Here is a 23,971-nt window from a genome sequence, read left to right on the forward strand (position 1 = left end):
ACAGTTTCACGATACCACATGCTTGTGCCTTTCTTCCCCCCTAGGCCCCTTCCAAGGCCTCCCGGAACCAAGCCACAAGATCCTCGGGATCCTCCAGCCCCACGGAAACCCGCACCAGCCCCGGGGTAACCCCCGCCTGAAGCCTCCCCTCCTCCGAAAGGCGGCTATGGGTGGTGGTCCAAGGATGCACCAGCAGGGTGCGGGCATCCCCCAGGTTGGCGGCCTTGGGCAAGGGAATGGCCTTAAGGAAGCGGCTTGCCGCCTCCTCGCTTCCCAGGTCCAGGGTGAGCATGGGCCCGCCTGAGGCCAGGTACTTCCGGGCCATGGGGTAGGCCGGATCCTCGGGCAGGCCGGGGTAGCGAAGGGACTGGATCTTCGGGTGCCCCTTCAGGGCCTCGGCCAGGCGATGGGCGGTTTCGCTCATGCGCCTCACTCGCAGGGCCACGGTTTCCAAACCCTGGAAGAGAAGGTAGGCGTTAAAAGGGGAAAGGACCATGCCCATAAGGGATAGCCCCAGGGTACGCACCCGCTCCGGATAACACCGAGGTCCCAAGGCTTCCCAGGGAACCTGGCCCCTGGCATCCTTCTCCAGGAACTGGGGATAGTTTTGCCAGATGCGGCTTTCCCTCACCACCACCGCCCCTCCCAGCACGGAACCGTGGCCGCTTGCCCATTTGGTGAGGCTTTCCACCACCACGTGGGCCCCCCACCTTAAGGGTTTGGCCAAGGCCCCAGCGGCCCCGAAGGTGTTGTCCACCACCAGGGCCATGGCCTTTTCCTCCGCCAACGAGGCCAGGCCCTCGAGGTCCGGCACCACCAGGGCAGGGTTGGCCATGGTTTCCACAAAGATAGCCCGGGTCTTTTCCGTGAGGGCTTCCCGTACCCGGTCGGGCTCGGGCTCCACATAGCGCACCCTTATGCCCATGGGAGCCAGGACCTGCTGGAAAAGGCCTATGGTCTGGCCGAAAAGCCCCGTGGCCGCCACCACCTCATCCCCTGGGCGGAGAAGGGCCATGAGGGCCGCAAAGGTGGCCGCCTGGCCCGAGGCGAGGACCACTGCCTCCATGGCCTCTTCCAAGCCCTTAAGCCTCTCTTCTAGGGCCTTCCCGGTGGGATCCTTCTGCCGGGCGTAGACGTAGCCCTTCCCCGTGGCGAAGCGCTCGGCCCCCTCCTCCAGGGTGGCGAAGCCGTAGGCCGCCACGGCGTAGATGGGAAGCCCCACCGCCCCGTGGGGGTCCTCCTCCGGAAGGCCTGAAAGCACAGCCAGGGTTTCGTACTTCATGCCCCTTAGTGTACCCCGCCCACAAGGGAAGGGACACCCTCAACTAGGCCCCGCCCTTTTCCAAAACCCGCTCGGCAAGGCGCTCCCCTGCTTCCAGGAGGGGGTGGAAAACCACGTCCACCCCCGCCCCCTTAAGGGGAGCGTCCTCCTCCTTGGCATAGCTCACCGCCCCCACCACGCCCCCAAACCCCTTGGCCCGCAAAGCCCGGGCGGCCCTAAGGCGGGCCTCGAGGTCCGGAAGCGCCAGAATCACCCCCTTTACCCCATTTAGCTCCAACCCCTCCCAAAGGGCTGGGTCCTCGGCATCCCCATAGAGCACCCGCCGGCCCTTGGCGGTGTGGTATTCCACCTTGGCGGGGTCGCTATCCAAGCCCAAGACTTTTTCCCCCTTCTCCTCCAAAAAGCGATAGGCCGCTGTCCCCATCCGCCCCATGCCCACCACCAGCCACCTCGCCCCCAAGGCTCCCCGGGGCTCCTCGTCGAGGTGCAAGCCAGGCTTCTCCCACCTTTTAAGCCAAGACTTCCACCTTTCGTAAAGGGAGTGAGCCCTCTGGAGTAAAGGAGTTCCCAAAAGGAACGAGCCCCCCACGGCTAGGGCTACCGCCCCTACCCCCTGGGGCGTCATCTGCCCTAGCCCTTGGAGTACTCCCGCCACCACCAGGCCAAAATCCGAGTAGGTTCCCAACCCCACCCCCACCAAAAAGGCGGTACGGGCCCTGAACCCCTGCCGGACCAGGGGAAGGAAGAGAAAAACCGGCTTCAAGAGTAGGAGGAGCAGGAGAACCAACCCCGCAAGAACGCCGTCGGGGCCCACGGCCATTCCCGCCCAAATAAAAAAGGCCACCAAAAATATCTCCCTCAAGGCCCAAAGCCTTTCCGCCACCTCTCCCACCCCCGGGTAGCGGGACAAGCCCAAGCCCATGAAAAGAGCCCCCAGGGCCTCTGGGGCCTGAAGAAACCGGGCCAGCTCCGCCCCCAAAAGGGCCAGCCCCACGCCCAAAAGGAGTTTGAGTTCCGCACTTTGTGCCAGGTGAAACAAGCGGGCCAGTAGCGGTCGCAACAAAGGAAGGGCCAAGACAGAGAAACCCAAAGGCCCGACCCCTTGGAACCCCACCAGGATAAGCAGGACTAGGGATACCACGTCCAGAAAGACCGAGATCCCCAAAGCCAGCTGCCCGTGCAAGGCGGCAAGCTCCCCCTTGTCCTGAAGCACCCGGGCTAGGAGCACGGTGCTGGGGTTGATAAGGGCCACAGCCAATACCAAGAGGGCCAAGGGGTTTTGCGCCAGCCCCAAGACGTAAAGGGCGGCCATGAAAACCGGAAGCAAAAGGAGCTGAAAAACGCCGGTAGCCCAAATCTCCCTGCGCACCAGGCGGTCTAGGCGCACGCCCAGGCCCACAGTAAAAAGCAAGAGGTAGACGCCGAGATCTTTGAAGAAGTCCAAAAGGGGATCCCCGGAAAAGCCCAGGAGCCTCAACGCCATCCCGACACCGAGGTAACCCAGGAACACCGGCAACCCCAGGCGCACCAATAGCACGCCGGAAAGGTAGGTCAGCAGCAACACGCCGGACATCAAAAACCTCCTTGTACGGAAAGAAGGAGCAGAAACCCCCTTTGTTTCCCCAGTATAGTGTAAGATAAGGAGACCCCTCGTGGAAACCAGCTTCGCTATGCGCCGCAACCTAAGCGCAATCGCCCTTTTCCTGCTCTAGGAAGCCCTCTTGGCCCTCGGCTTCCTCCACCCCCTATAGGCTCCCCCACCCCACGAGGTCCTCCTGACCTTCATGGGCCTTTTGTGCTAAGGGAAGGTCTGGCCCCACCTCCAGGCCACCTTCACGGCAGCCCTGTTGGGCCTGGGGGCCGGCATCCTTCTCTGGGGAATCCTGGGTCTTTTGGCCGCCTTTAGCCCCTTGGCTAACGCACCAGGAGCACGGGGCAAGGAGCCTCCGCCACCACCTTCTGGCTTTGGCTCCCCAGGAAGAGACTACCGATGGCCCCAAGGCCCCGGGTACCCATGACGATGAGGTCGGCCTTCTCCCCTATGGCCGCTTCCAGAATGGCCTCCGCGGGCCGGCCCTCGAGGAGAAGGGCATCTTCCCGGGGCACTCCCGTGAGGCCCACGGCCTCCACCAGGACTTTTTCCGCCCGCTCCAGCCGCCTTTTCAAGGCCTCCTGGAAGAAGGGCTCCCCCAGGTAGTCGGGGACAGGCTCATAGACATGAACCACCACCAGCCTGGCCCCATGGGCCTCGGCTTCCATCTTGGCTATCCTTGCCGCCCGCTTGGCATGGTCCGAACCGTCATAAGCCAGGAGGATGGTCTTGAACATGGCCTCAGCTTATCAGGCCTGGGCCCGTTTTTCCGAAGGAATTTCCACCTTACGTCCGCAACGGCAGGTATCCCCCTCGATCCGGAAAAGGGTGCCGTCCGCCTTGGGATACAGCCAAAGGGTGCCGCAGTCAGGGCAACGCACCTCCGCCACCAGGGAACGGATCTCCTCCGGGGAGAAGCGGTACACTTCCCCGCACCAGTGGCAGACCACCTCCGCACCCCCGTCCTCCACGATCATGTCCTCCCGTTCCTCCGGGGTGAAGAAGACCAGGGCCTCGAGGGCCTTCTCCCGGTTGCAACGGCAGCGGAAGCGGGCGGGGATCTCGTTTAAAGGGTAGCCCAGGGCCTTGAGATCCGTCCATTCAAAACCCAAGCCAGCAAGAAGCCTCTCCACAGCGGCCTCCAAACCCTCCCGCAAGAGGGGCGTGATGCCGCTCAAACCCGCCAGGTTGGCCTCGAGGCGGGAAAGAACCTCCTCGGGAGTATCCGGCATCACCTGGATGGCCACACCCCCCGCCACCTCCACCTCCCCTTCCCCCTTGACCCGCACCCCTAAGAGGACGGCGGAGGGAATCTGCTCCGACTGCCAAAGGTAGTGGGCGAGGTCCTCGGCAATCTCCCCGGAAACCAGGGGCACCGTGCTGGTGTAAACCTCCCCATTCGGAAGGCTCCGGTCCACCCGCAACACCCCGGCCCCGAGGAGCTCCCCCACGTTGAGCTTCCCATCCTCCCGCAAGGGCACCTCCGCCCTCGGGTTTCGCACGTACCCCCGGACGTTTCCAGCCGCATCCGCCTCGGCCACGAGCCCGCCCAAGGGCCCCGTGCCCTCGATGCGCAGGGTTATCCGCTCCTTGGGCGTCTTTAGGAGGAGCTGCGCCAGCAGCAAGGCCCCGGTCATGGCCCGGCCTAAAGCGGCGGTGGCCGTGGGGGAAAGCCCGTGGCGGCGCCGGGCTTCCTCCACCACATCCCCTGTGTCTGCGGCCACCACCCTAAGCTGGCCACCCCCTGCCAAACCCCTCAGGATCCTGCCCATACCCCGCCATTATGCCATGGGCCTATAATCCCCCATATGGGCCTGCGCATCTACGACACCTTGCAAAGGAGCAAAGTGGATTTCACCCCCGCCACCCCGGGGCACGTGGGGATCTATGTCTGCGGCCCCACCGTATACTCCGACCCCCACCTGGGCCATGCCCGGGGACCCATTGTTTACGACGTGCTCCGCCGCTACCTGCTCCACCAAGGCTACCGGGTGCGCTTCGTCTCCAACATCACCGACGTGGGCCACCTTACCGACGACGCCGACCAGGGGGAGGATAAGATTGAGCGCCGGGCCAAGCTGGAAAGGCTCGAACCCATGGAGGTGGCGGAGAAGTACACCTGGAGCTACTTTGACGCCATCACCGCCCTAAACGTGCTCCGACCTTCCATCGCCCCTAGGGCCAGCGGTCATATCCCGGAGCAGATCGAGCTCACGGAAAGGCTCTTAAAGCTGGGTTTCGCCTACGAGCGAAAGGGTAGCGTCTACTTCCGGGTGCGGGCCTTTCCTGGGTACGGAAAGCTTTCGGGAAAACGCCTGGAGGAGCTTAGAGCCGGGGCCAGGGTGGAGGTGCGGGAGGAGAAGGAGGACCCCCTAGACTTCGCCCTTTGGAAAGCCGCCGAGCCCGGCCACATCATGCGCTGGAAAAGCCCCTGGGGGGAGGGGTACCCGGGCTGGCACATCGAGTGCACCGCTATGAGCCTCAAGTACCTGGGAGAAGGGTTTGACATCCACGCCGGGGGCATAGACCTCCAGTTTCCCCACCACGAGTGCGAGATCGCCCAGGCAGAGGCCGCGGGCTACCGCTTCGCCCGCCACTGGATGCACCACAACCATGTGCTTCTGGAAGGGGAAAAGATGGCCAAGAGCACGGGGAACCTGGTCCTCCTCCACGACCTCCTTAAGGCCCACGAGCCCATGGCCCTGCGCTTTTACCTCCTCCAAACCCACTACCGAAGCCCCATGGACTTCACCTGGGAGGGCCTCGAGGCGGCCAAGCGAGGCTATGCCCGCCTCCTCCAGGCCTACCGCGAGGTGCGAACCCGCCTGAATGCGGCTTACCCTGGCACCACCCCGGAGCTGGAAAGGGCCTTGGATGCCCTGGAAAAGGATTTCCTGGAGGCCATAGAGGACGACCTCAGCACCCCAGAGGCCCTGGCCGCCTTCTTCACCTTCCTCCCCGAGCTCAACAAGCTTCTCCCTGAGGCCAAGAGGGACACCCTAAGGCGAACCGCCCAGGTCTTCCACACTCTGGGGGAAGGCATCCTGGGCCTCTTCCCCGAAAGGGTGCTGGAGGAAAAGGTGTCCGGGCCCCTTTTGGAGGGGTTAGTCGCCCTTCTTCTGGAACTTAGGGAAGAAGCCCGGCGGGCCAAGGATTACGCCAAAAGCGACCTGATCCGGGAAAGGCTCAAATCCCTGGGCATCATCGTGGAGGACACCAAGGAAGGCCCCAAGTGGCGGATTGGCCTGGAGTAGCCTAACCAAAGCAGGTCCACGGGGTAGCGGAGGCAACCCAATAACAACCCCTGCCGGGGCCTGGCCCCGGCAGGGAAACGCCCAGGTTCAGTGGGGGATCGGGTAGCCCTCCGCCTCGAGGACCGCCCCCGCCACCTCCCGCCTCAAGGCCACCAGGTCCACGGGCTCATGCTTGGTGAGCCTCCGGGCTGCGGAGTACACCACCCGGGCCTCATCCCCTTCCACCAAGCGGGGCAGGACAGAAAGAGCCCAGGCCTGGGCCCGGTCCAGAGCTTGGAGCAGGTATAGCCGGGCCATGGCAGGCGCAACCCCCCCAAGCCTCCTGGCCCTCAGGAGGGCGCTTTCGGCGGCGTAAGCATCGATCAGGATATCCGCCACCGCCCCAAGGACCTCCTGCTCCTCCTCCACCTTCTGCCCGTACTTCTGGGCCGCAAGGCCCGCCACCATGAGGGCCAGCTTTTTGAGGCCCATTACCTGGTGGAGCTCCACGTCCTCAGGCTCCTCAAAGCTCGGCTCCAGAAGCTCCTTCTGAAGCTTCATGGCCGCCTGGAAGAGGGGTAGCTGCCCCTTCAGGGCCCTTCTCAGGAGCATCCCGGGGATGAGGAGGCGGTTGATCTCGTTGGTGCCCTCAAAGATGCGGTTGATGCGAGCATCCCGGTAGGCCCTCTCGATGGGGTACTCCTGGGAGTAGCCGTAGCCCCCGTGGATCTGCACCCCTTCGTCCACCACGTAGTCCAGCACCTCGGAGCCCAGCACCTTGATGATGCTGGCCTCCACCGCATACTCCTCGATCCCCGCCATCACCGCTTCAGGCCCCTTCTTGCCCTGAAGGGCCTCGTCGATCAGGCCCACGGTGCGGTAGACGGCGCTTTCGGCGGCGTAGATGCGGCTCGCCATCTCCCCCAGCTTGTGCTGGATCAGGCCGAAGCTCCCGATGGGCCGGCCGAACTGGTGGCGCTCCTTGGCGTACTTGGCGGAAAGCTCCAGGGCCCGCTTGGCCCCGCCCACCGCCCCCGCCCCCAGCTTGTACCGGCCCACGTTGAGGACGTTGAAGGCGATCTTGTGCCCCTTGCCGATCTCCCCCAGGACGTTTTCCACGGGGACCTTCACATCCTCGAGGATCACCTGGCGGGTGCTAGAGGCCTTGATGCCCATCTTCTTCTCCTCGGGACCGAAGGAAAGCCCGGGAGTATCCCGCTCCACCAAGAAGGCGGTGAAGTGCTCCCCGTCCACCTTGGCGAAGACGGTGAAGAGGTTGGCAAAGCCCGCGTTGGAGATCCACTGCTTGACCCCGTTCAGGATGTAGTGCTTGCCGTCCGCCGAAAGGGTGGCCCGGGTCTTGGCCGCCAGGGCATCCGAGCCCGAGCCCGGTTCCGTGAGGCAGTAGGCGGCGATCCACTCCCCGCTGGCAAGCCTGGGCAGGTACTTCCGCTTCTGTTCCTCAGTGCCGAAGTAAACCAGGGGCAGGGTGCCGATGGAGGTGTGGGCCCCGTAGGTGACGGAAAACCCCCCGGTGCCCGCGAGCTCCTCAGCCACCACGGTGGAGACCACCTTAGGCAGGTCCAGCCCCCCGTACTCCTCGGGGATCTCAATGGCGAGAAGCCCGAGCTCCCCCGCCTTCCGCATCAGGGGCACGTTGAGCTCGAGCTCCCCGTGCTCCATCCGCTCCAAAAGGGGTAGCACCTCCCGTTCCGCGAAGGTGCGGGTGGTGCGGGCAATTTCCTTGACGCTCTCGTCAAAGTCCTCCGGGGTATAGATCGCTTCCGGGCTCTCCAGGATCCAGCCGCCGCCCTTCTGCCAAAGCTTTTTCTCCTCCGTCATGGCTCCCTCCTACGCTGGATACACCTCAAAAACCCCAGCGGCACCCATGCCGCCTCCAATGCACATGGTGACCAAACCATACCCTCCGCCCCGCTTGCCCAGCTCGGCGATGAGCTGGGCGGTGAGCTTGGCCCCCGTGGCCCCCAAAGGGTGTCCCAGGGCGATGGCCCCGCCGTTCACATTGGTCCTCTCCTCGGGCATTTCCAGGGTGCGCATCACCGCCAGTACCTGGGCGGCGAAGGCCTCGTTGAACTCGATGAGGCTGATCTGGTCCAGGCTCAGGCCTGCCCGCTTCAGGGCCTTGGGCACCGCCTTGATGGGGCCTATGCCCATGACATCCGGCTCCACCCCGGCCACGGCGAAGCTGATGAAGCGGGCCAAGGGTTTCAGGCCCAGGGCCTCCGCCTTCTCCCGGCTCATGACCACCACCGCCGCCGCCCCATCGGAGTAGGGGCTTGCGTTCCCCGCCGTCACGGTGCCGCCCTTTTTGAAAGCAGGCCGGAGCTTGGCCAAGGCCTCCAGGGAGGTCTCGGGCCTCACGGTCTCGTCCCGTTCAAACAGGGTTTCCTCCACCACCTTCTTGGTTCCCTGGTAGCGCACCTTGGGTACCCGGATGGGCACCACCTCGGTAAACCGACCCTCGGCCCAGGCCTGGGCCGCCCTCTGGTGGCTTCTCAGGGCCCAGCGGTCCTGGTCCTCCCGGCTGATGCCAAAGCGCTCCGCCACCCTCTCGGCGGTGAAGCCCATGCCGATATAGGTGGAGTACCCTTCCGGAGTCCACTCCGTGGGGGTGAGGTCGGGGTGGAGGCGGGTGTGGTAGCCCGACATGGGCACCTGGCTCATCATCTCCACCCCACCCGCCAGCACCGCATCCGCCATGCCGGTCATCACCGCCTGGGCAGCCATGGCGATGGTCTGGAGGCCGCTGGAGCAAAAGCGGTTGATGGTGGCTCCCGCCACTTCCACGGGAAAGCCCGCCCTTAAAAGGGCCAGGCGGGCGATGTTCAGCCCCTGGGCTGCCTCGGGCATGGCGCAACCCCAGAGGACATCCTCGAGCTCCTTCGGCTCCAGGCCCACCCGCTCCACCGCCTGCCGCATCACCTGGGCCGAGAGGTCCACGGGATGCAAGGTGGCCAAGGCTCCATCCTTCTTGCCCCGGGCCACGGGGCTCCGCACTGCGCTAACGATTACCGCTTCCCGCATGGTTCCACCTCTTTAGTTCCTAAGGGGCTTGCCCGTCTTCAAGGTGTAGGCGATCCGCTCCTGGGTCTTACGGGTGCCGAGGAGCTTCAAGAAGGCCTCGCGCTCCAGGTCCAGAAGGTCCCACTCGGAGACCTCCCGCACCGGGCCTTCCCCGCCGGAAAGGACGTAGGCGATCTCCAGGCCGATCCTCATGTCGTGATCCGTGATCTCCCCCGCCTCCCGGAAAGACCAGACCGCATAGCGTAGGTTGCCCAAGGCCTCGCTACCCAAAACCCGGATCCTGGGCGGAAGGGGCGGACGGTAGTCCGGGGCCAGCTCCAATACCTGCCTCTTGGCATCGGCGATGAGGAAGTCCCGGTTCATGCTGATCCGGTCCCGCTCCCTTAAGAAGCCCATCTTGCGGGCCTCGAGGGCACTGGTGGAGGTCTTGGCCAAGGCGATGAGGTTGAAGGCCCTCTTCACCCCCTCAAAGGGATCCGCCTCCTCGTAGGGCTCGAGCTCCTGAGTGAAGCGGAAAAGCATCTCCTTGGTGCCCCCCCCAGCGGGCAAAAGCCCCACGCCAGCCTCCACCAAGCCCATATAAAGCTCGGCGTGGGCCTGAACGCTATCCGCATGCAAGGTAAACTCCGCCCCACCTCCCAGGGTCAGGCCGAAGGGAGCCACCACCACCGGGAAGGGGCTATAGCGCAAGGACATGGAAGCCTTCTGGAACTGCCGCACCGCCAGGGAAAGCTCGTCCCAGTCCCCTTCCTGGGCCAGGGAGAGGATCAAGGCCAGGTTGGCCCCGGCGGAGAAGGCCCTTGGGTCCTCGTTGCCGATGACCAGGCCCACATAGCCCTTTTCCTCCACATACTCCAGGCTCTTCTGGAGCATGCGGATCACACCCTCCCCGATGGCGTTCATCTTGGTGCGGAACTCCAAAAGGGCCACCCCATCCCCGAGATCCAGCAGGGCCGCCTCCTTGCCCTCCAGCAGGGTCTTGCCCTCGGACTTGAGGGCTTTCAGGGAAATAACCCCTTCCCGCTGGGGCAAGGGATGGTAGCCCCCGTCAAAGCCCAGGTAGGTGCCGTTTCGGTAGAAGGCCCCCTGGGCCTTCTTAAGAAGCTCGGGTTCCGAAAGGCCATGCTCAGCGAGAAGCTTCCTTAGGCCCTCGAGGCCCAGGGCATCCATGTTCTTAAAGGGCCCCTCCTCCCAGCCGAAGCCCCACTCCAGGGCCTGGTCCACGGAAACCAGGTCGTAGGCGATCTCGGGAGCCTTCTCCAAGGTGTAGTGGGCGGTGCGGGCGAAAAGCTCCCTGAGGAAAGCCCCGTACTTGCCGGGAAGCTCCACCACCTTCGGAAGCCTTTCCGCCAGGGGCAGGTCCCGAAGGGCCTTAAGCTCCGGGAGGTCCACCTTGGCCCGGGGCACGTACTCCAGGGTGCGGTAATCCAGGGTGTAGATCTCCCCGTTTACCCGTTTGTAAAACCCCGCACCCGCCTTCTCCCCAAGCCGGCCTTCCGCCACCAGGCGCAGAACCCACTCCGGCAGGGCGAAGTCCTCCCCGGTGGTCTGGGCCAGCTCCTCCGTAACCAGCTTCAGCACATCCAACCCCGTGAGGTCGGCGGTGCGGAAGGTGGCGGAGTTGGGGCGGCCCAGTAGGGGCCCCGTGAGGGCATCCACCTCGTCGATGCTGAGGCCGTGCTTTTCCATAAGGCGCACCGCCTGCACCATGCCGTAAACCCCAAGCCGGTTGGCGATGAAGCCCGGGGAGTCCTTGGCCAGGACCGTGCCCTTGCCCAGGATGCGCTCGCCGAAGCGCCGGATTTCCCTTAAGACCTCTGGGTCGGTTTCAGGGGTGGGGATCAGCTCCAAGAGGTGCAGGTAGCGGGGCGGGTTGAAGAAGTGGGTGCCCAAAAAGCGGCGGCGAAAGGCCTCCGATCGGCCTTCCAAAAGCACCCGCATGGGGATTCCGCTGGTGTTGGAGCTGATGATGGCCGTGGGTTTTAGGATGGCCTCGAGGCGCTCGTAAAGGGCCCGCTTGGGCTCGGGCTTCTCGATGATGGCCTCCACCACCCAGTCGCAGTCCGCCAGCTTCCCCAGGTCGTCCTCCGTGTTGCCGATTTCCACATAGCGGGCCAGATCGGGGTCCATGAAGGCTGCGGGCTTGGCCTTCAAGGCCCTCTCCAGGCCTCTTTTGGCCAGCTCGTTGCGGTCTCTCTCGCCCGGGATGTCCAAAAGGACCACCGGGATCCCGGCGCTTACCACCAAAGCGGCAATCCCGCTCCCCATGGTTCCCGCGCCCACCACGCCTACCTTCTTGATCATGGCCACCTCCTTATACTGAGTCAAAGTTTACGGCAGCAGAGAGGGCTTGTCAAACCGGACGTTTGACACTCAAGCCTTCAACCCCCTCTAAGGTTCAAGCTTTTCAACCTGATCCCGAACCCCTAGGCATCGGCAAACAAGTACAGGGCCTGGAGCAAAGCCTCGGGGTAGTCCCGGGGCTTTAAGCCCTTTTTCTCCAGGCGAAAGCCCGGGGGATACTGGGTAAGCTCGACCCGGAAGGGAAGTTGCCTCAAAGCCTTGGCGTCATAGTCCAGGGGCCAGCGGGGAAAGATGACCTGGAGGTGGGCAAGGTCCTCCGTGATGGAGACCACCCCCTTCCGCTCCGCCACCAGGCGGAGCCGGGCAAGGGCCAGGAAGTTTTCCGCCTCCTCGGGAAGGGGGCCATACCGGTCCTTGAGCTCCCTGGCGATGCGGGAAACCTCCGCCAGGCTCCGGGCCTCGGCCAGACGGCCGTAGTAGCGGCTACGGCCCTCGAGGCTCGGCACGTACTCCGCAGGAAGCCGGGCGGAAACTCCCAGGTCCAGGGTAACGTGCCTTCTCTCCTCCTTGGCCTCGCCCTTGAGCTTGCGAATGGCCTCCTCCAGAAGCTCGCTGTAGACCTCGAGGGATAGGGCCCGGATATGCCCGTGTTGCTCAGGGCCCAGGAGATTCCCCACGCCGCGGATTTCCATGTCCTTCTCCGCCAGGAGATGGCCGCTTCCCAGGTCGGAAAGATCAGCGATGGCGTTGAGGCGCTTTTCCGCCGCCTCGGTGAGCCGGGGAGGATGGAAGAGATAGGCGTAGGCCTCCTGCTCCCGCCGCCCCACCCGGCCCCGGAGCTGGTACAAGGTGGCGAGGCCCAGACGGTCAGCCCGCTCGATGAGGATGGTGTTGGCCTCGCCCACGTCCAGGCCCGACTCGATGATGGTGGTGGCCAGAAGGACATCGTAAGCTCCCTCGGCGAAGAGGAGCATGGTCTCCTCCACCAGGCCTTCGGGCATCTGGCCGTGGACCACCCCGATGCGGGCTTCGGGCACCAGGTTTTCCAGGTAGCGCCTCCTCGCCTCGATGGAGGCCACCCGGTCGTGCACATAAAACACCTTGCCTCCCCTTTCCAGCTCAAAAAGGATGGCCTCCCGAACCAGAAGGGGGTCAAAGGGAGCCAGGAAGGTGCGAATGGGCTTCCGGCCTGGCGGTGGGGTTTTGATGCTGGATAGGTCCTTCAGGCCCACCAGGGCGGAATAAAGGGTACGGGGGATGGGCGTGGCCGAGAGGTAAAGGGTATCCACTTCGGCCTTCAGCTCGCGGATCCGCTCCTTCTGCGCCACCCCGAAGCGGTGCTCCTCGTCCACAATCAAAAGCCCGAGATCCTTAAAACGCACGTCGGGCTGGAGAAGGCGGTGGGTGCCGATGACGATGTCCAGGGTGCCCTTTTCCAAGCCCTCCAGGATGGACTTCTCCTCCTTCTCGGGGGTAAAGCGGGAAAGCACCCCGATGCGCACGGGAAGCCCGGCAAACCGCTCCCGGAAGGTCTTGCCATGCTGCTCCGCCAAAAGGGTGGTGGGCACCAAAAAGGCCACCTGGGCCCCGTGCCCCACCACCCGGTGGGCAGCCCGGAGGGCAATCTCCGTCTTGCCAAAGCCCACGTCCCCGGAGATGAGCCGGTCCATGGGGAAAGGAGCCTCGAGGTCCCGCAGGACCTCCTCCAGGGCCTGTTTTTGGTCCGGGGTGAGCTCGTGGGGGAAGCCCCTCTCGATAAGGGGATCCCACTCCGGCAAGGGAGGAAAGGCCCGGCCCGGGGTAGCCTTCCGCTTGGCCTGAAGGATGAGAAGCCGTGCCGCCAGCTCCTCCACATCCTTCCTGGCCTTCTCCTTAAGCCGCTGCCACTCCCCTTTGCCCAGGGAAGAAAGTTCCGGAGGGTCATCTGTGGTGCCGGGATGGCGCCTGAGAAGGGGCAGCTGCTCCACCGGAAGGTAAAGCTTCCCCTCCCCCTTGTAGCGGAGGACCAGGTAGTCCCGCCTAACCCCCAGCACCTCCCGGGTTTCCAAGCCCAGGTACTGGCCCACGCCGTGGTCGGGGTGGATGAGGAAATCCCCAGGGGAGAGAGCCCCGGGGTCGGTAAGCCCCTCCCCCACCCGCAACCTGGCCCGCACCGCACCGGTGGCAAAGACCAAGGCCTCGGTGAGGAAAACCTCCTCCCCCCACTCCGCCCCTCCCTCGAAGGCTCCCCTGAAAAGGGAAAGCTGGCCTCTGGGACCCGGAAACCGCTCGGGTACCTGGGGACGGAAGGGGGCAAGCCGCCTTTTCAGGTAGTCCAGGGTGCGCTCGTGGGCCACGAAGAGGCTAACCCGCCTCCCCTCCCCGAGCCAGCGGGCAAGGTCCTTTTCCAAGGATTTGAGGCTTCCCCTGTACGGGGGAAGGGGTCTCATCCCCAGGTCCAAGGGAGGAAGCTCCACCCCGCTCCCCAGGGCCACCACCTGACGCCCCCTTAAAAGGGACCAGACCTCCTTGGGGGCCAGGGCTGGGGTGTCCAGGTACACGGGGCCAGGAAAGTGGAGGAGTTTTCTGGAGGTAAAGGCTTCGGCCTTGCCCGGCTTGGGTAGAAGGATGTGCCGCTTGCGTTCCTCTCCCTCCACCAAAAGCCTCTCTAGCTCTTCCCCAAAGAACTCCAGCCGCACCCCGCCAAGCTCCAGCACCTCCCCCAGCACCCGGTAATCCTCATCCCGGGCGTACCCCATGCGCAGGAGGCGGTCCAGGAGCTCCCTTCGAGGATAGCTTCGGCCCACCTCCAAAACGAGCCGCCAGGCGGAGGGGTCCTCAGGAAAGGGAGCAAGGGCCTCCTCGTAACTCATCACGAAGAGGGCCCGCTCCTCCCAGGCCTCGAGGCCAGGGTTCACGTAAACCGGCACGCCAAAGGCTAGGAGGTCCCGGTAGCGCCTCAAGCGCTCCTCTGGGACCAGAAGGAGGGCCGGGGGCTTCTCCCGGGCAAAAATCAAGGCCGCCACCACCTGGGGCAGGGCCAGGCGGTGACCGTAGTAGCGTTCCAGGGCAATCTCCATGGGCAAGAAGCATCCACCCCCTCTGACCCGGGAGCCGGAGGGGGCACCCTTGGCCTATTCTATCGAGTAAGCATGGATGGCTATGGCCCCAAGACCCACGTTGGCGGCGATGGTGGCTCCGCTTCGCGTGATGCGCCCCCTTTCCAGGCGCAAAGCGCCCTCCAAGCTCTTCTTTAAGCCTTCAATCCACTCGCTTTTGGCATCGGTGTGGGCAATGGTGATGCGGGCCGGTTTTCCTTGAAGCTCCTCGAGGACCAGCCGGGCCAGGACCTCGGGCACCGCACCCTCCCTGGCCACCTTGAAAAACCGGATATGCCCCTTCTCTATGCGCAAAATGGGGCGAAGGCCCAGAAGGTTACCCACCACCTCGCCGAACCGCGGAAGCCGGCCGTTCCGGGCCAAGTGGGATAAATCGGCCACGCTGAAGTACAGGCTGGAATGCTTTAGCCTCTCCCACTCCCGCACCACAGCCTCCTCCTCCGCTCCCTTCCTCAGCATCTCCACCGCCCTCAGCACCATGGCCCCAAGCCCAGCGGATACCATGCCCGAGTCCACCACCCGGATGCGGGTGGGAGCCACCTTCAAAGCTGCTTCCCGGGCCCTGTCCACGGTTTTGGAGAGCTCCCCGGAAACATGCAGGGAAAGAACGCGGTCATAAATCTGGAGGTAGCGCTCATAAACCTCGGCAAAGTCCTCCACCCCTGGAGGCTCGGTCACGGGCTCGGCCCCTGCCCGTATGGCCTGATAGAGGGCATCCGGGGTAAGCTCCCGCCAGTCCTTGTACCTCCTGCCCCCCAGGTGGACGTAGATGGGCACCAGGCCCACCGCCTCCTCTTCTAGGAACCGCGGGGACAGGTCCGCTGCGGTATCCGTCACCAGACCCAGTTCCACGTACCCCATCTTATACCGGGTAAAAGAAGACCTCGGCTATAATGGCGACGGAGTTTAGCTCATGATCCTGGTCACCGGTTTCGAACCCTTTGGCGGTCTTAAACACAATCCCTCGGCCACCCTTCTAGAGCGATTACCCCAAGGGGTGGGTGACCATCCCCTCCACAAGGCCATCCTTCCCGTGGACTCCGCTGCACTTCCGGGGGTCCTGAGGAAGCTTCACGCACTGAAGCCTAAGGTGGTTCTCCATCTAGGCCTGGCGGAAGGAAGACCCCTCCTCAGCCTGGAGCGTCTGGCGATAAACCTCTTGGACTTCGAGCGCCCCGACAACCGGGGCATCCGATGGGAGGATACGCCGGTGGTACCTGGGGGACCCCTAGCCCTCGAGGCCCGCTTTCCCTTAAAAGAATCCCTCCGCCGACTTCGGGAAGCCGGGATACCCGCCAAACAAAGCCTCTCCGCAGGAAGCTATCTCTGTAACCAAGCCTTCTATTTGTCGCTTTTCCACCTGCCCCCCGAAGTTCCCGTAGGCTTCGTCCACCTTCCCCCTGATGAAACCCTTGCCCTGGAACGGGGTGGGGCCTACCTTCCCCTGGCGGAACAGGTAAGGGCAGTCACGCTTCTTCTGGACACCCTATTATGAGGATTCTCTTTCTTACCGACGCCAAGACCGTGGGGGGAAGCGAGATCTACCTCAAGGAGATGCTTCCCCGGCTTCGCCAGCTCGGCCTCGAGGCCGAGGCCGCCTTGCCCCTGGCAGAGGGCAACGCATGGATCCGCCAGGCTTTAGAAGCAAGGGGGGTACCTGTGCACGCCTACCGATCCTTCAAGGACCTCCCTTTGGGATATGACCGCGTGGTAGCCTCCGCCTGGTATCCGCAAAGCTACCGGAAATTCTTTAAAAGGTTTCCCCGCTTAACGCTTTTGCTCCACGACCAGATAGAAATCTTCTACCCCCTGGGTCTCCGCTACCTATACCGCCTGGGCTACCGCCTCCTTCAGGTACCTAACCTGGTCCGCGCTGAAGCCGTGATCACAGTCTCCCACTGGGCCGCACGTTGGCTAGAGGAAGTGCATGGGGTGAGACGCGTTTATTCCGTACCAAACGGGGTAGACACGGACCAGTTCCGCCCGCCGGCACCCGGGGAAAAGGAGGCACTCAGAGAACGCTACGGCCTAAAGAGATTCTCCGTAATCGTGCCCGCCCGGATGAGCGCGGAGAAAAACCACCTAGCGGTACTCCTGACCGCCAGGTTACTACCTGAAGTAGACTTTCTGCTGGTGGGAACGGGGGAGCTGATGGGGGTTTGGCAAAAGACGGCCCGCCTCCTCAACCTGAAGAACGTACGCTTCCTGGGACGTCGCACGGACATGCCAGAGCTTTACCGGGCGGTGGATGCCATGCTGCTGCCAACACTGGGAGAAAACCAAAGTCTGGCTACCCTCGAGGCCATGGCTTCCGCTCTGCCCACGGTAAGCACACCTATCCCTGCACAACAAGAGCTGATCGTCAGCGGGCAAACAGGCCTGCTCACACCCCCGTGGCCCTCAGCTCTAGCCCGGGCCCTGCAAAATCTGCCCCTCCACCTTGGAAAGCAAGCGCGAGCCCACGTTCTTGCTCATCACACCCTGGAAAAAAGTGCGCACACCTTGGCCTTCGTTTTAGCGATATGCTGAGAGCTGCGTTCATAACCGATGCTCCTAGGATAGCTGGTAGCGAAATATGGCTTCTCGAAACGCTGCCAAAACTCCCGCAGCAAAGGATCAGCCCAGCCGTTTTTCTTCCTTCCTCGTCGGGGTTGGCTAGGCTTAAGGAACTTCTGGAAGCAAGGGGAGTCCCCACTCACACATACCCAAGCCATAACGCTCTCGTTCACCTCACTGAGAACTATGATGTCCGCATCCTCCAGGCGTGGTACCCAAAGACATATCTCCTTTTAAAGAAGCTTCCCTCTCCTAAGGCCGTGTTCCTACACGACCAGCTGGAATACCACTACCCGTTCGGAATTAAACGGCTATACCAACTCATCTACGGTGCCACCAAAGCATCTAAGCTTAAGGACGCCGATGCGGTGTTGGTAGGTACCCACTGGGCTGCCCATTATCTCCGCCGCCACTTTGGCCTAGAAACCCAAGTGGTGGCCGTGGGCGTAGACCCCGACCGTTTCCGCCCCCCCTCTCCAGAAGAGCGGCAAGCCCTTCGGTCCCTTTACCAATTCTCCCGCTTCACCCTTCTGACACCTGCCAGATTCACCCTGGAAAAGAATCACCTAGCCGTCCTTCTAACCGCGCGCCTCACGCCGGATGCCGATTTCGTCTTGGTGGGAGAAGGTTCCTGGTCCAAGGGCCTACGCTCCCTGGCCCGGGTTTTGAATTTGTCCAACGTAAGATTCCTGGGAAGAAGGGAAGACATCGCAGAGCTCTACCGAGCAGCGGACGCAGTGCTTTTCCCTACGCTTGCGGATAATCCAGGGCTGGTCATCTTGGAAGGTATGGCGTCCGGCTTACCCGTTATCACCAGTCCCTTCCCTCCTCAACAGGAAGTTATTTCACCCAGGGAAGGGTTGCTTGTGCCTCCCCATCCCAGGAACCTGAGCCAGGCTGTCCGCTGGCTGATGCAAAATCCCCAAAAAGCGCGTGAGCTGGGCGAAAAAGGCCGCCAGCGTATCCTTTCCGAAAGGAGCGTGGACGTTGGAGCGCTTAGGTTGGCAGATGTGCTCCGCGCCCTATCCAAGGTCCCGTTGTAAAATCGTGGGCGCATGCGCCTCTACCGCGTAGGCCTCTTCACCGATGTCTACTTCCCCAACCCCAACGGGGTAACCACCAGCGTTTACCTCCTCCTTAGGGAGCTTAGGCGCATGGGGCACGAGGCCTGGGTGGTGGCACCCCACCATCCCGAGGCCCCTGAGCGCGAAGAAGGCGTGGTCCGGGTTCCTTCCGTGCCCTATCCCTTTTACGAGGGACAGCAGATTGCCCTGCCCTCCGCCCGCCACCTCCCCACGGAGTTTGAGGTCATTCATACCCACACCCCCCTAACCCTGGGCGTGTGGGGCCTCAGGATCGCGCGCAATAAAGAGCTCCCCCACGTATCCACCTTCCACACCCATTACGAAAAGTACGCCCACTACGTGCCAGGTCTCGCCGTCTTAGACAAATACACAGGAATCATTCCCAGGCTTGCCAAGGCTTTTTACAACCGGGTGGAGGTGGTCATCGCCCCCACCGAACCGGTAAAGCGGCTGGCAGAGGGCTACGGCATCCAAAGGCCCATACGGGTTATTCCCACGGGTATTGACAACCGTATCCTGGAAGAAGCACCCCTTCCCTCCCCCTCCCCCTGGCCCGAGGGAAAAAGGCGCCTCATCACCGTGGGCCGGCTGGGTAAGGAAAAGTCCTTTGACGTGGTCCTCAAGGCGGTGGCCGAGATGGCCCGGGAAGAGGATGTCTTCTTGGTTCACATAGGCGAGGGGCCGGAACTGGAAAACCTGAAGCGCTTGGCAGCCCACCTGGGCATACAGGACCGGGTGCGCTTCTTGGGCACGGTGCCCTACCGGTACATCGGGGGCTACTACCGGATGGCGGAGCTCTTCCTCTTCGCCAGCGAAACAGAAACCCAGGGGCTGGTGATCTGGGAGGCCCAGGCCATGGGGGTGCCGGTGGTGGCCGTGGGGGCAGAAGGGGTACTGGAGGGGGTAGTGGACGGCCAGACCGGGTACCTGGTGGCTCCAAAGGACTTCCAAGCCCTGGCAGCCAGGGCCTTGGAACTTCTGAAAGACGAGGAGAAGCGCCGACGCTTCAGCCTCGAGGCCCGAGCCTGGGCCATGGAACGCTCTGCGGAGCGGATCGCCGAAAAAATCGTGGCCGTATACGACGAAGCCAACGAGATCGTGCGGGTGGAACCCCGGAGGCTCATCTTTCCCTTCCCCCGTCTTCCCCAAAGTAGCCTCGAGGATCACCCAGGAGGTTTTTAACCTGCTGGGCCAAAAACCTGCCCCACCCTCCCTTTAACCTTCTGGGCGAGGTTAAGACCAGGGCCTCAGGTACATACCTGACCCTTCCCATCCGCTTGAGCTTCCACCCTAAAAGCACGTCCTCCCGGGCCTCCACCTCGGGAAATCCTCCCACCTCCAGGGCGGCTTCCCGCAAAAACATCATGTTGGCCCCGGCCAGGTTGGGCTTTCCCAGGAAGGCCATGAGGTTCAGGAAAGCCCGGTAGCCCCACTCGGAAACAAAAGCCGTCCAGGGAGAAACCCCATAGAACCGCAACGGACCGTAGAGGGCCACCACCCCTTCCCCATGCCGGGCTAGGGTCTGAAGCCAGGTGGGAAGGGGGATGGAGTCGGCATCGGTCATGGCCACCCACTCCCCACGGGCGGCCAGAAGCCCCGCCTGGCGGGCGTAGGCTACCCCCTTCCGGGGGCAATACACCACCCGCACACCAAATCCCTCCGCCACCTCCCGGGTGCGGTCGGTGGAGGCATTGTCCACCACGATCACCTCAAAAGGCGGCAGCGTCTGCGCCAAAACCGCCTGCAAGGCTTTGGGCAAGAGTTCCTCTTCGTTGCGGGCGGGGATCACCACGCTGATGCGCACAGGTATACTTTAGCGTGTTTCGCTATCTGCCATGGGCCAGGGAGGGGCTTTTCGTATTCCTTCGCCTGGTCCTAGCTGTAGGCCTCATGGAGGGGGTACGAAGCGGTTATTTCGCGGGTCTTCTCCCCTTCTACGCTCCCGAGCACCTGGGGCTCGGCCCAGCGGCCTTCACTCTGGCCTTTACCTTTCACCAACTCTCGGAAAACCTCTCCAAAACCTTTGGCGGCCTCCTGGCGGAAAGGGTGGGGTTCGGGAAAACGGTAAGCCTGGCTGCCTTTGCCGGCTTCCTTACCCTCCTCCTCACCCCCATGGCCCACGCCGCTTGGCTCCTATGGGTCCTGGCCGTACTTTGGGGGCTTAGCATGTCCACCCTATACCCTGGACTCATGACCCTGGCCAGCCGCATCGCCGTGCCCGGGCGGGAGGCACGTGCCCTATCCTTTACCCTGACCCTGGTTATGCCCTGGGTGGGCATCGGCCTGGTGGGGGTGGGGCAGGTGGCCCAGAAAGAGCCGGAAGCCGCCCTCACCCTGCTCATGGTGGCCCAAGGCGTGGTCCTCCTCCTTGCCCTAAGCCTCTTCCCCTTCCGCATCCCCATTCCCAAAGCCGTGCGGGAACCATACCCCTATAAGCGGCTTCTATTCTTTCTGCCCGCCGCCTTTGGCCAGACCTTCGCCCCCGCCTTGGTTTCCCTCTTCATCCTTCGCCTTGCCAAGGAAGAACTGGCCCTAGAACCCATCGCCCTGGGGGGGCTTCTTTTGCTGGGGGGGGCCCTGGCCCTGGGCCTCCTCCCCTTGACCGGCAGACAGGTGGACCGCAAGGGCTACCGGTTCGCCCTGGTGGGCGGGCTTTTCCTCCTGGGGGTGGTAATGGTGTGGTTAGCCTTCACCCCAAGTTTCATGGAGCTAATCCTCCTTGTCCTCCTGGCCGGGGTGGGCTATAGCCTGTTTCTTCCCGGCTGGAATGGCTTTCTGGCCAAAAACCTGCCCCAGGAAAACCGGGCTGCCATCTGGGGCGGGCTGATGACCGTGGAGGGGCTAGGGATAGCGCTGGGACCAGCGGTGGGGGGATTGCTCTGGGAGGCCTTCGGGCTACGGGCCCCGCTCCTCACCGGAAGCGCCGTCTTCTTCCTGCTAAGCCTTTTCTATGCCGTTCTTTTCTGGAGGATGCGATGGAGCTGATCTTTGGCCTCGTTCTCCTCCTCTACGGGGTTTCCGACCTACTCTTTCGCTTTCTGGGCCTCGGAGCCTATGCCCACGCCTCGAGGCGCACCCCCAAGGTGGCCCTGACCTTCGACGACGGCCCCTCGGAGAGGACGGAAGCCCTCTTGGAGCTTTTGCGCCAGCACGGGGTCACGGCCACCTTCTTCCTGACCGGGGAACGGGCCAAGGCCCGGCCGGACCTGGTGGAGGCCATCAAGCGCGAAGGCCACCAGGTGGAGGACCACGGGGAGTGGCACCAGGCCTGGAGGCTTTTCCTGCCCTGGGTGGAGTGGGAGCACATGCGCCGGAACCCCGGGCGCTACTACCGGCCTCCCCATGGACTCCACACCCCTTTTACCCGCCTCTTTGCCCGCCTCCTGGGCAAACGCATCGCCCTGTGGGACCTGGAAAGCAAGGACTGGCTGGACCTTCCTCCTGAGGCCCTGGCGGAAAGGCTTCTTTACTACCTGCGCCCAGGGTCCATCATCCTCCTCCACGACGGGCCGGAGCGCACCCTCAGGCTCCTGGAGCGGGTGCTTCCCGAGATGCTACGGCTGGGATACCAACCCGTCACCCTGGACGGCCTCGCCCCCTTACCCCTCACCCCGAGGCTCGCCCTTATCCGGGGGCTCCAGGGATTTGAGGAACGGTACAACGCCAAGCACCGGGTGGCCCGGGCGGGATACGGTCCCTTCGACCTCTTCCGGGTGGAGAAGAAGCCTTTTCCCGGACCCGATCTACCCGGGCTACCCCGGGGCACCCCCGCCTTGGAGCTCCATCTGGAAAGCCAGCGGAGCATGGAACTCTCCCCCCTCGAGGCCATCCGATACGTGCGAGAAAGCCTCAAGAAGGTGGCGGAACGGGTGGCTCAAGACCCCGAGGTGCGCTTGGTCTACGGCTACAGCTACCTGGCCCAGGGAGCCAGGCTCTTTGGCTTCCACACCCATCCCCTTCCCCCTTGGCCCCGTCTCGCGGCCACCTTGAGCAGCGCCTGGTTCCTTTGGCTGTACCGGGGGGAGCTGCCCAAACCCGACCGCTCCTGGGCCGAGCTGGCCTACCTCAGCCGGGAGGAAATTTTAAGGCGATTCCCACCGTCCACTCCCGCTTCCCCACCCCAGGCACCCGGTGAAGGGCAAACCCCGCCTCCTTGAGGGCCCGGCGGAAAACCCCTTGAGCGGAGTAGGTGGCAAGCCTTCCCCCACGCCGCAAAGCCCGGTGAAGCCCCTTTAGGACAGGCAAGGACCAAGGCCCCGGGTTCACCCGAGGGCTGAAGGGATCCAGGTAAACCGCCGTGGCCCAGTCCTGGGGAAGCTCAAGAGTTTCCACCTCCCCGAAGAAAATGCGAAGCTCACCCCAAGGCCCCACGAAGCTGGCATCAGGCCAGCCCTTAAGGATTTCCGCAAACACCTCCTCCGCCCTGGGAAGAGGGAGGTGCACCCGCGCGAGCACCTCCCAGGGTAGCGGCTCCCGTTCCACGGCCCAATAGCGAAGGTACACCCCCCGACCCAAAGTGCTTTCCAGGGTCACGCGGAAGTTCACCAAAAGCCCCAGGCCCACCTCGAGGACCCTGGGAGCGGGATGCAGATGGGTGAGGCTCTTCTCCAGGTAAAGCCGCCTGGCCTGGAGTAAGGCTCCCTGCCGGGGATGGTAGGCCTCCCCGTACCCTGGGTGGAAGAGGGTGGGGGTTCCATCCTGGGTGAGGATAAGCTTCACTCCCGTAGAATAGCCCCCATGGAGCTCAGCCTTCTGGACAAGCTCTCGGGAACCCTGGCCAACGCCGCCACCGTGACCCTGGGCACAGGGCTTGGCCTCATGCTTCGGGGCCGGCTTCCCGAGCGCATGGCCCGCATCATGGTCCAGGGGGTGGGGCTCACCACCCTTTTTATTGGGATCTCCATGGCCAGCGCCCTGGGGAAAGCCAGGGGTGGGGCCATAGACGGGGTGGTCCTGGGGCTCATCGCCCTGGTGCTGGGAGGGCTACTTGGGGAGTGGTGGCGGATTGAGGAGGCCCTCGAGGGCATCGGCGAAAAGATCAAGCAGGCGGTGAGGGGTGGGGGAAGCTTTACCGAAGGCTTCGTGGCGGCCAGCCTCCTCTTCTGCGTGGGCCCCATGACCCTTCTCGGCTCCATCCAAAACGGCCTCACCGGGGATCCCAGTATCCTTCTTCTTAAGGCCACCCTGGACGGCCTTTCCGCCATCGCCCTCACCAGCTCCTTCGGCCTCGGGGTGGGCTTTAGCGTCCTGGTCATCCTCCTGTACCAAGGAGGCATCGCCCTCCTGGCGGGTACCCTGAGCCAGGTTCTCCCCGACCCCGCCCAGGACCCCCGGGTCCTCCTGGTGACCGGGGTGGGAGGGCTTATGGTCCTGGGGGTGGGGATCAACCTCCTGGGCCTCACCAAGGTGCGGGTGGGCTCCTTTCTTCCCGCCCTTCTCCTGGCCCCCTTGGTCTGGGCTTTGGCCAACTGGCTTTCGTAGGGCTTCCCGAGGGTAAAATGCGGGGCATGGAGCTATCCCTGGAGCTTCTGCGCAAGCTGGAAAGCCTGGCCAAAATCCGGCTTTCCCCCGAGGAGGAAGCCTTGCTGCTATCGGATCTCAAGCGGATCCTGGAGTTCGTGGACGCCCTTCCCCAGGTGGGGGAAGCCTGGGAGGAGGAAGCCCAAGGCCGCCTCAGGGAGGATGAGCCCCTTCCTTCCCTTTCCCAGGAAGAAGCCCTAAGAGTAGCCCCCGAGGCTGAAGAGGGGTTTTTCCGGGTGCCTAAGGTGCTGGAGTAG

At 63.5% G+C, this 23,971-nt stretch carries 20 protein-coding genes; 9 read left to right on the plus strand and 11 right to left on the minus strand.

What is annotated here, in order from left to right; translation table 11 throughout:
- Positions 1–40: 40 nt before the first annotated feature.
- The 4 genes from MI302_RS06555 to hslO all read right to left on the minus strand — a co-directional run bounded on the left by MI302_RS06555 (position 41) and on the right by hslO (position 4,645).
- A complete protein-coding gene (locus MI302_RS06555; protein ID WP_239725258.1) occupies positions 41–1,282 on the minus strand; it encodes an aminotransferase class I/II-fold pyridoxal phosphate-dependent enzyme in 1,242 nt (413 codons plus the stop codon).
- A 43-nt stretch (positions 1,283–1,325) separates the two neighbouring features.
- Positions 1,326–2,855 carry a cation:proton antiporter family protein gene (locus MI302_RS06560; protein WP_239725259.1) on the minus strand — a complete coding sequence of 510 codons (1,530 nt, stop codon included), beginning with the start codon at positions 2,853–2,855 and terminating at the stop codon, positions 1,326–1,328.
- 341 nt (positions 2,856–3,196) lie between these two features.
- The gene (locus tag MI302_RS06565; RefSeq protein WP_126169819.1) at positions 3,197–3,610 is read right to left on the minus strand and encodes a universal stress protein; all 414 of its coding nucleotides are present in this window, start codon (positions 3,608–3,610) and stop codon (positions 3,197–3,199) included.
- A gap of 12 nt (positions 3,611–3,622) precedes the next feature.
- A complete protein-coding gene (gene hslO / locus MI302_RS06570; RefSeq protein ID WP_126169820.1) occupies positions 3,623–4,645 on the minus strand; it encodes an Hsp33 family molecular chaperone HslO in 1,023 nt (340 codons plus the stop codon).
- Between the two features lie 36 nt (positions 4,646–4,681).
- Between hslO and cysS the strand changes: the two genes are divergently transcribed.
- The gene (gene cysS, locus MI302_RS06575) at positions 4,682–6,127 is read left to right on the plus strand and encodes a cysteine--tRNA ligase (RefSeq protein ID WP_019550202.1); all 1,446 of its coding nucleotides are present in this window, start codon (positions 4,682–4,684) and stop codon (positions 6,125–6,127) included.
- An 87-nt stretch (positions 6,128–6,214) separates the two neighbouring features.
- Here the strand turns inward: cysS and MI302_RS06580 are convergent, their stop codons facing one another.
- The 5 genes from MI302_RS06580 to MI302_RS06600 form a co-directional block, all read right to left on the minus strand.
- Positions 6,215–7,948: an acyl-CoA dehydrogenase family protein gene (locus MI302_RS06580; RefSeq protein ID WP_239725260.1), complete on the minus strand. Its 1,734-nt coding sequence runs from the start codon at positions 7,946–7,948 to the stop codon at positions 6,215–6,217.
- A gap of 9 nt (positions 7,949–7,957) precedes the next feature.
- Positions 7,958–9,151, minus strand: a complete 1,194-nt coding sequence (locus MI302_RS06585; RefSeq protein ID WP_019550200.1) for a thiolase family protein — start codon at positions 9,149–9,151, stop codon at positions 7,958–7,960.
- A gap of 12 nt (positions 9,152–9,163) precedes the next feature.
- Complete coding sequence (locus tag MI302_RS06590; protein WP_239725261.1) at positions 9,164–11,455, minus strand: 3-hydroxyacyl-CoA dehydrogenase/enoyl-CoA hydratase family protein; 2,292 nt, start codon at positions 11,453–11,455, stop codon at positions 9,164–9,166.
- 122 nt (positions 11,456–11,577) lie between these two features.
- Positions 11,578–14,514 (minus strand): transcription-repair coupling factor, encoded by a 2,937-nt coding sequence (gene mfd, locus MI302_RS06595; protein ID WP_126164489.1) that lies wholly within the window; start codon positions 14,512–14,514, stop codon positions 11,578–11,580.
- Between the two features lie 54 nt (positions 14,515–14,568).
- On the minus strand, positions 14,569–15,414 hold the full coding sequence (locus MI302_RS06600) for a DegV family protein (protein WP_239725262.1): 846 nt from the start codon (positions 15,412–15,414) through the stop codon (positions 14,569–14,571).
- 52 nt (positions 15,415–15,466) lie between these two features.
- On the opposite strand from MI302_RS06600, the gene MI302_RS06605 reads away from it, so the two are divergent.
- Genes MI302_RS06605 through MI302_RS06620 form a run of 4 tightly spaced genes read left to right on the plus strand, consistent with a single transcriptional unit; the run spans position 15,467 to position 19,376 of the window.
- Positions 15,467–16,048, plus strand: coding sequence for a pyroglutamyl-peptidase I (locus MI302_RS06605; RefSeq protein ID WP_015717218.1), 582 nt, complete (start codon positions 15,467–15,469; stop codon positions 16,046–16,048).
- A complete protein-coding gene (locus tag MI302_RS06610) occupies positions 16,045–17,082 on the plus strand; it encodes a glycosyltransferase family 4 protein (protein WP_239725263.1) in 1,038 nt (345 codons plus the stop codon). Before MI302_RS06605 ends, MI302_RS06610 begins: the two co-directional genes overlap by 4 nt.
- Positions 17,076–18,152, plus strand: coding sequence for a glycosyltransferase family 4 protein (locus MI302_RS06615; RefSeq protein ID WP_239725264.1), 1,077 nt, complete (start codon positions 17,076–17,078; stop codon positions 18,150–18,152). Before MI302_RS06610 ends, MI302_RS06615 begins: the two co-directional genes overlap by 7 nt.
- Positions 18,153–18,164: 12 nt before the next feature.
- The gene (locus MI302_RS06620; protein WP_239725265.1) at positions 18,165–19,376 is read left to right on the plus strand and encodes a glycosyltransferase family 4 protein; all 1,212 of its coding nucleotides are present in this window, start codon (positions 18,165–18,167) and stop codon (positions 19,374–19,376) included.
- Here the strand turns inward: MI302_RS06620 and MI302_RS06625 are convergent.
- Positions 19,315–19,998 carry a glycosyltransferase family 2 protein gene (locus MI302_RS06625; RefSeq protein ID WP_239725266.1) on the minus strand — a complete coding sequence of 228 codons (684 nt, stop codon included), beginning with the start codon at positions 19,996–19,998 and terminating at the stop codon, positions 19,315–19,317. The genes MI302_RS06620 and MI302_RS06625 overlap by 62 nt on opposite strands.
- A gap of 14 nt (positions 19,999–20,012) precedes the next feature.
- On the opposite strand from MI302_RS06625, the gene MI302_RS06630 reads away from it, so the two are divergent.
- On the plus strand, positions 20,013–21,179 hold the full coding sequence (locus MI302_RS06630) for an MFS transporter (RefSeq protein ID WP_126209942.1): 1,167 nt from the start codon (positions 20,013–20,015) through the stop codon (positions 21,177–21,179).
- A complete protein-coding gene (locus tag MI302_RS06635; protein WP_126169895.1) occupies positions 21,170–22,351 on the plus strand; it encodes a polysaccharide deacetylase family protein in 1,182 nt (393 codons plus the stop codon). Before MI302_RS06630 ends, MI302_RS06635 begins: the two co-directional genes overlap by 10 nt.
- Here MI302_RS06635 and mnmD read toward each other — a convergent pair.
- On the minus strand, positions 22,260–22,913 hold the full coding sequence (gene mnmD, locus MI302_RS06640; RefSeq protein WP_126164483.1) for a tRNA (5-methylaminomethyl-2-thiouridine)(34)-methyltransferase MnmD: 654 nt from the start codon (positions 22,911–22,913) through the stop codon (positions 22,260–22,262). The genes MI302_RS06635 and mnmD overlap by 92 nt on opposite strands.
- Before the next feature lie 18 nt (positions 22,914–22,931).
- On the opposite strand from mnmD, the gene MI302_RS06645 reads away from it, so the two are divergent.
- Positions 22,932–23,675 (plus strand): DUF554 domain-containing protein, encoded by a 744-nt coding sequence (locus MI302_RS06645; RefSeq protein ID WP_239725267.1) that lies wholly within the window; start codon positions 22,932–22,934, stop codon positions 23,673–23,675.
- Between the two features lie 26 nt (positions 23,676–23,701).
- Complete coding sequence (gene gatC / locus MI302_RS06650; protein ID WP_239725268.1) at positions 23,702–23,971, plus strand: Asp-tRNA(Asn)/Glu-tRNA(Gln) amidotransferase subunit GatC; 270 nt, start codon at positions 23,702–23,704, stop codon at positions 23,969–23,971.

This window comes from Thermus sp. NEB1569 (assembly GCF_022385295.1).
GTDB lineage: Bacteria > Deinococcota > Deinococci > Deinococcales > Thermaceae > Thermus > Thermus scotoductus.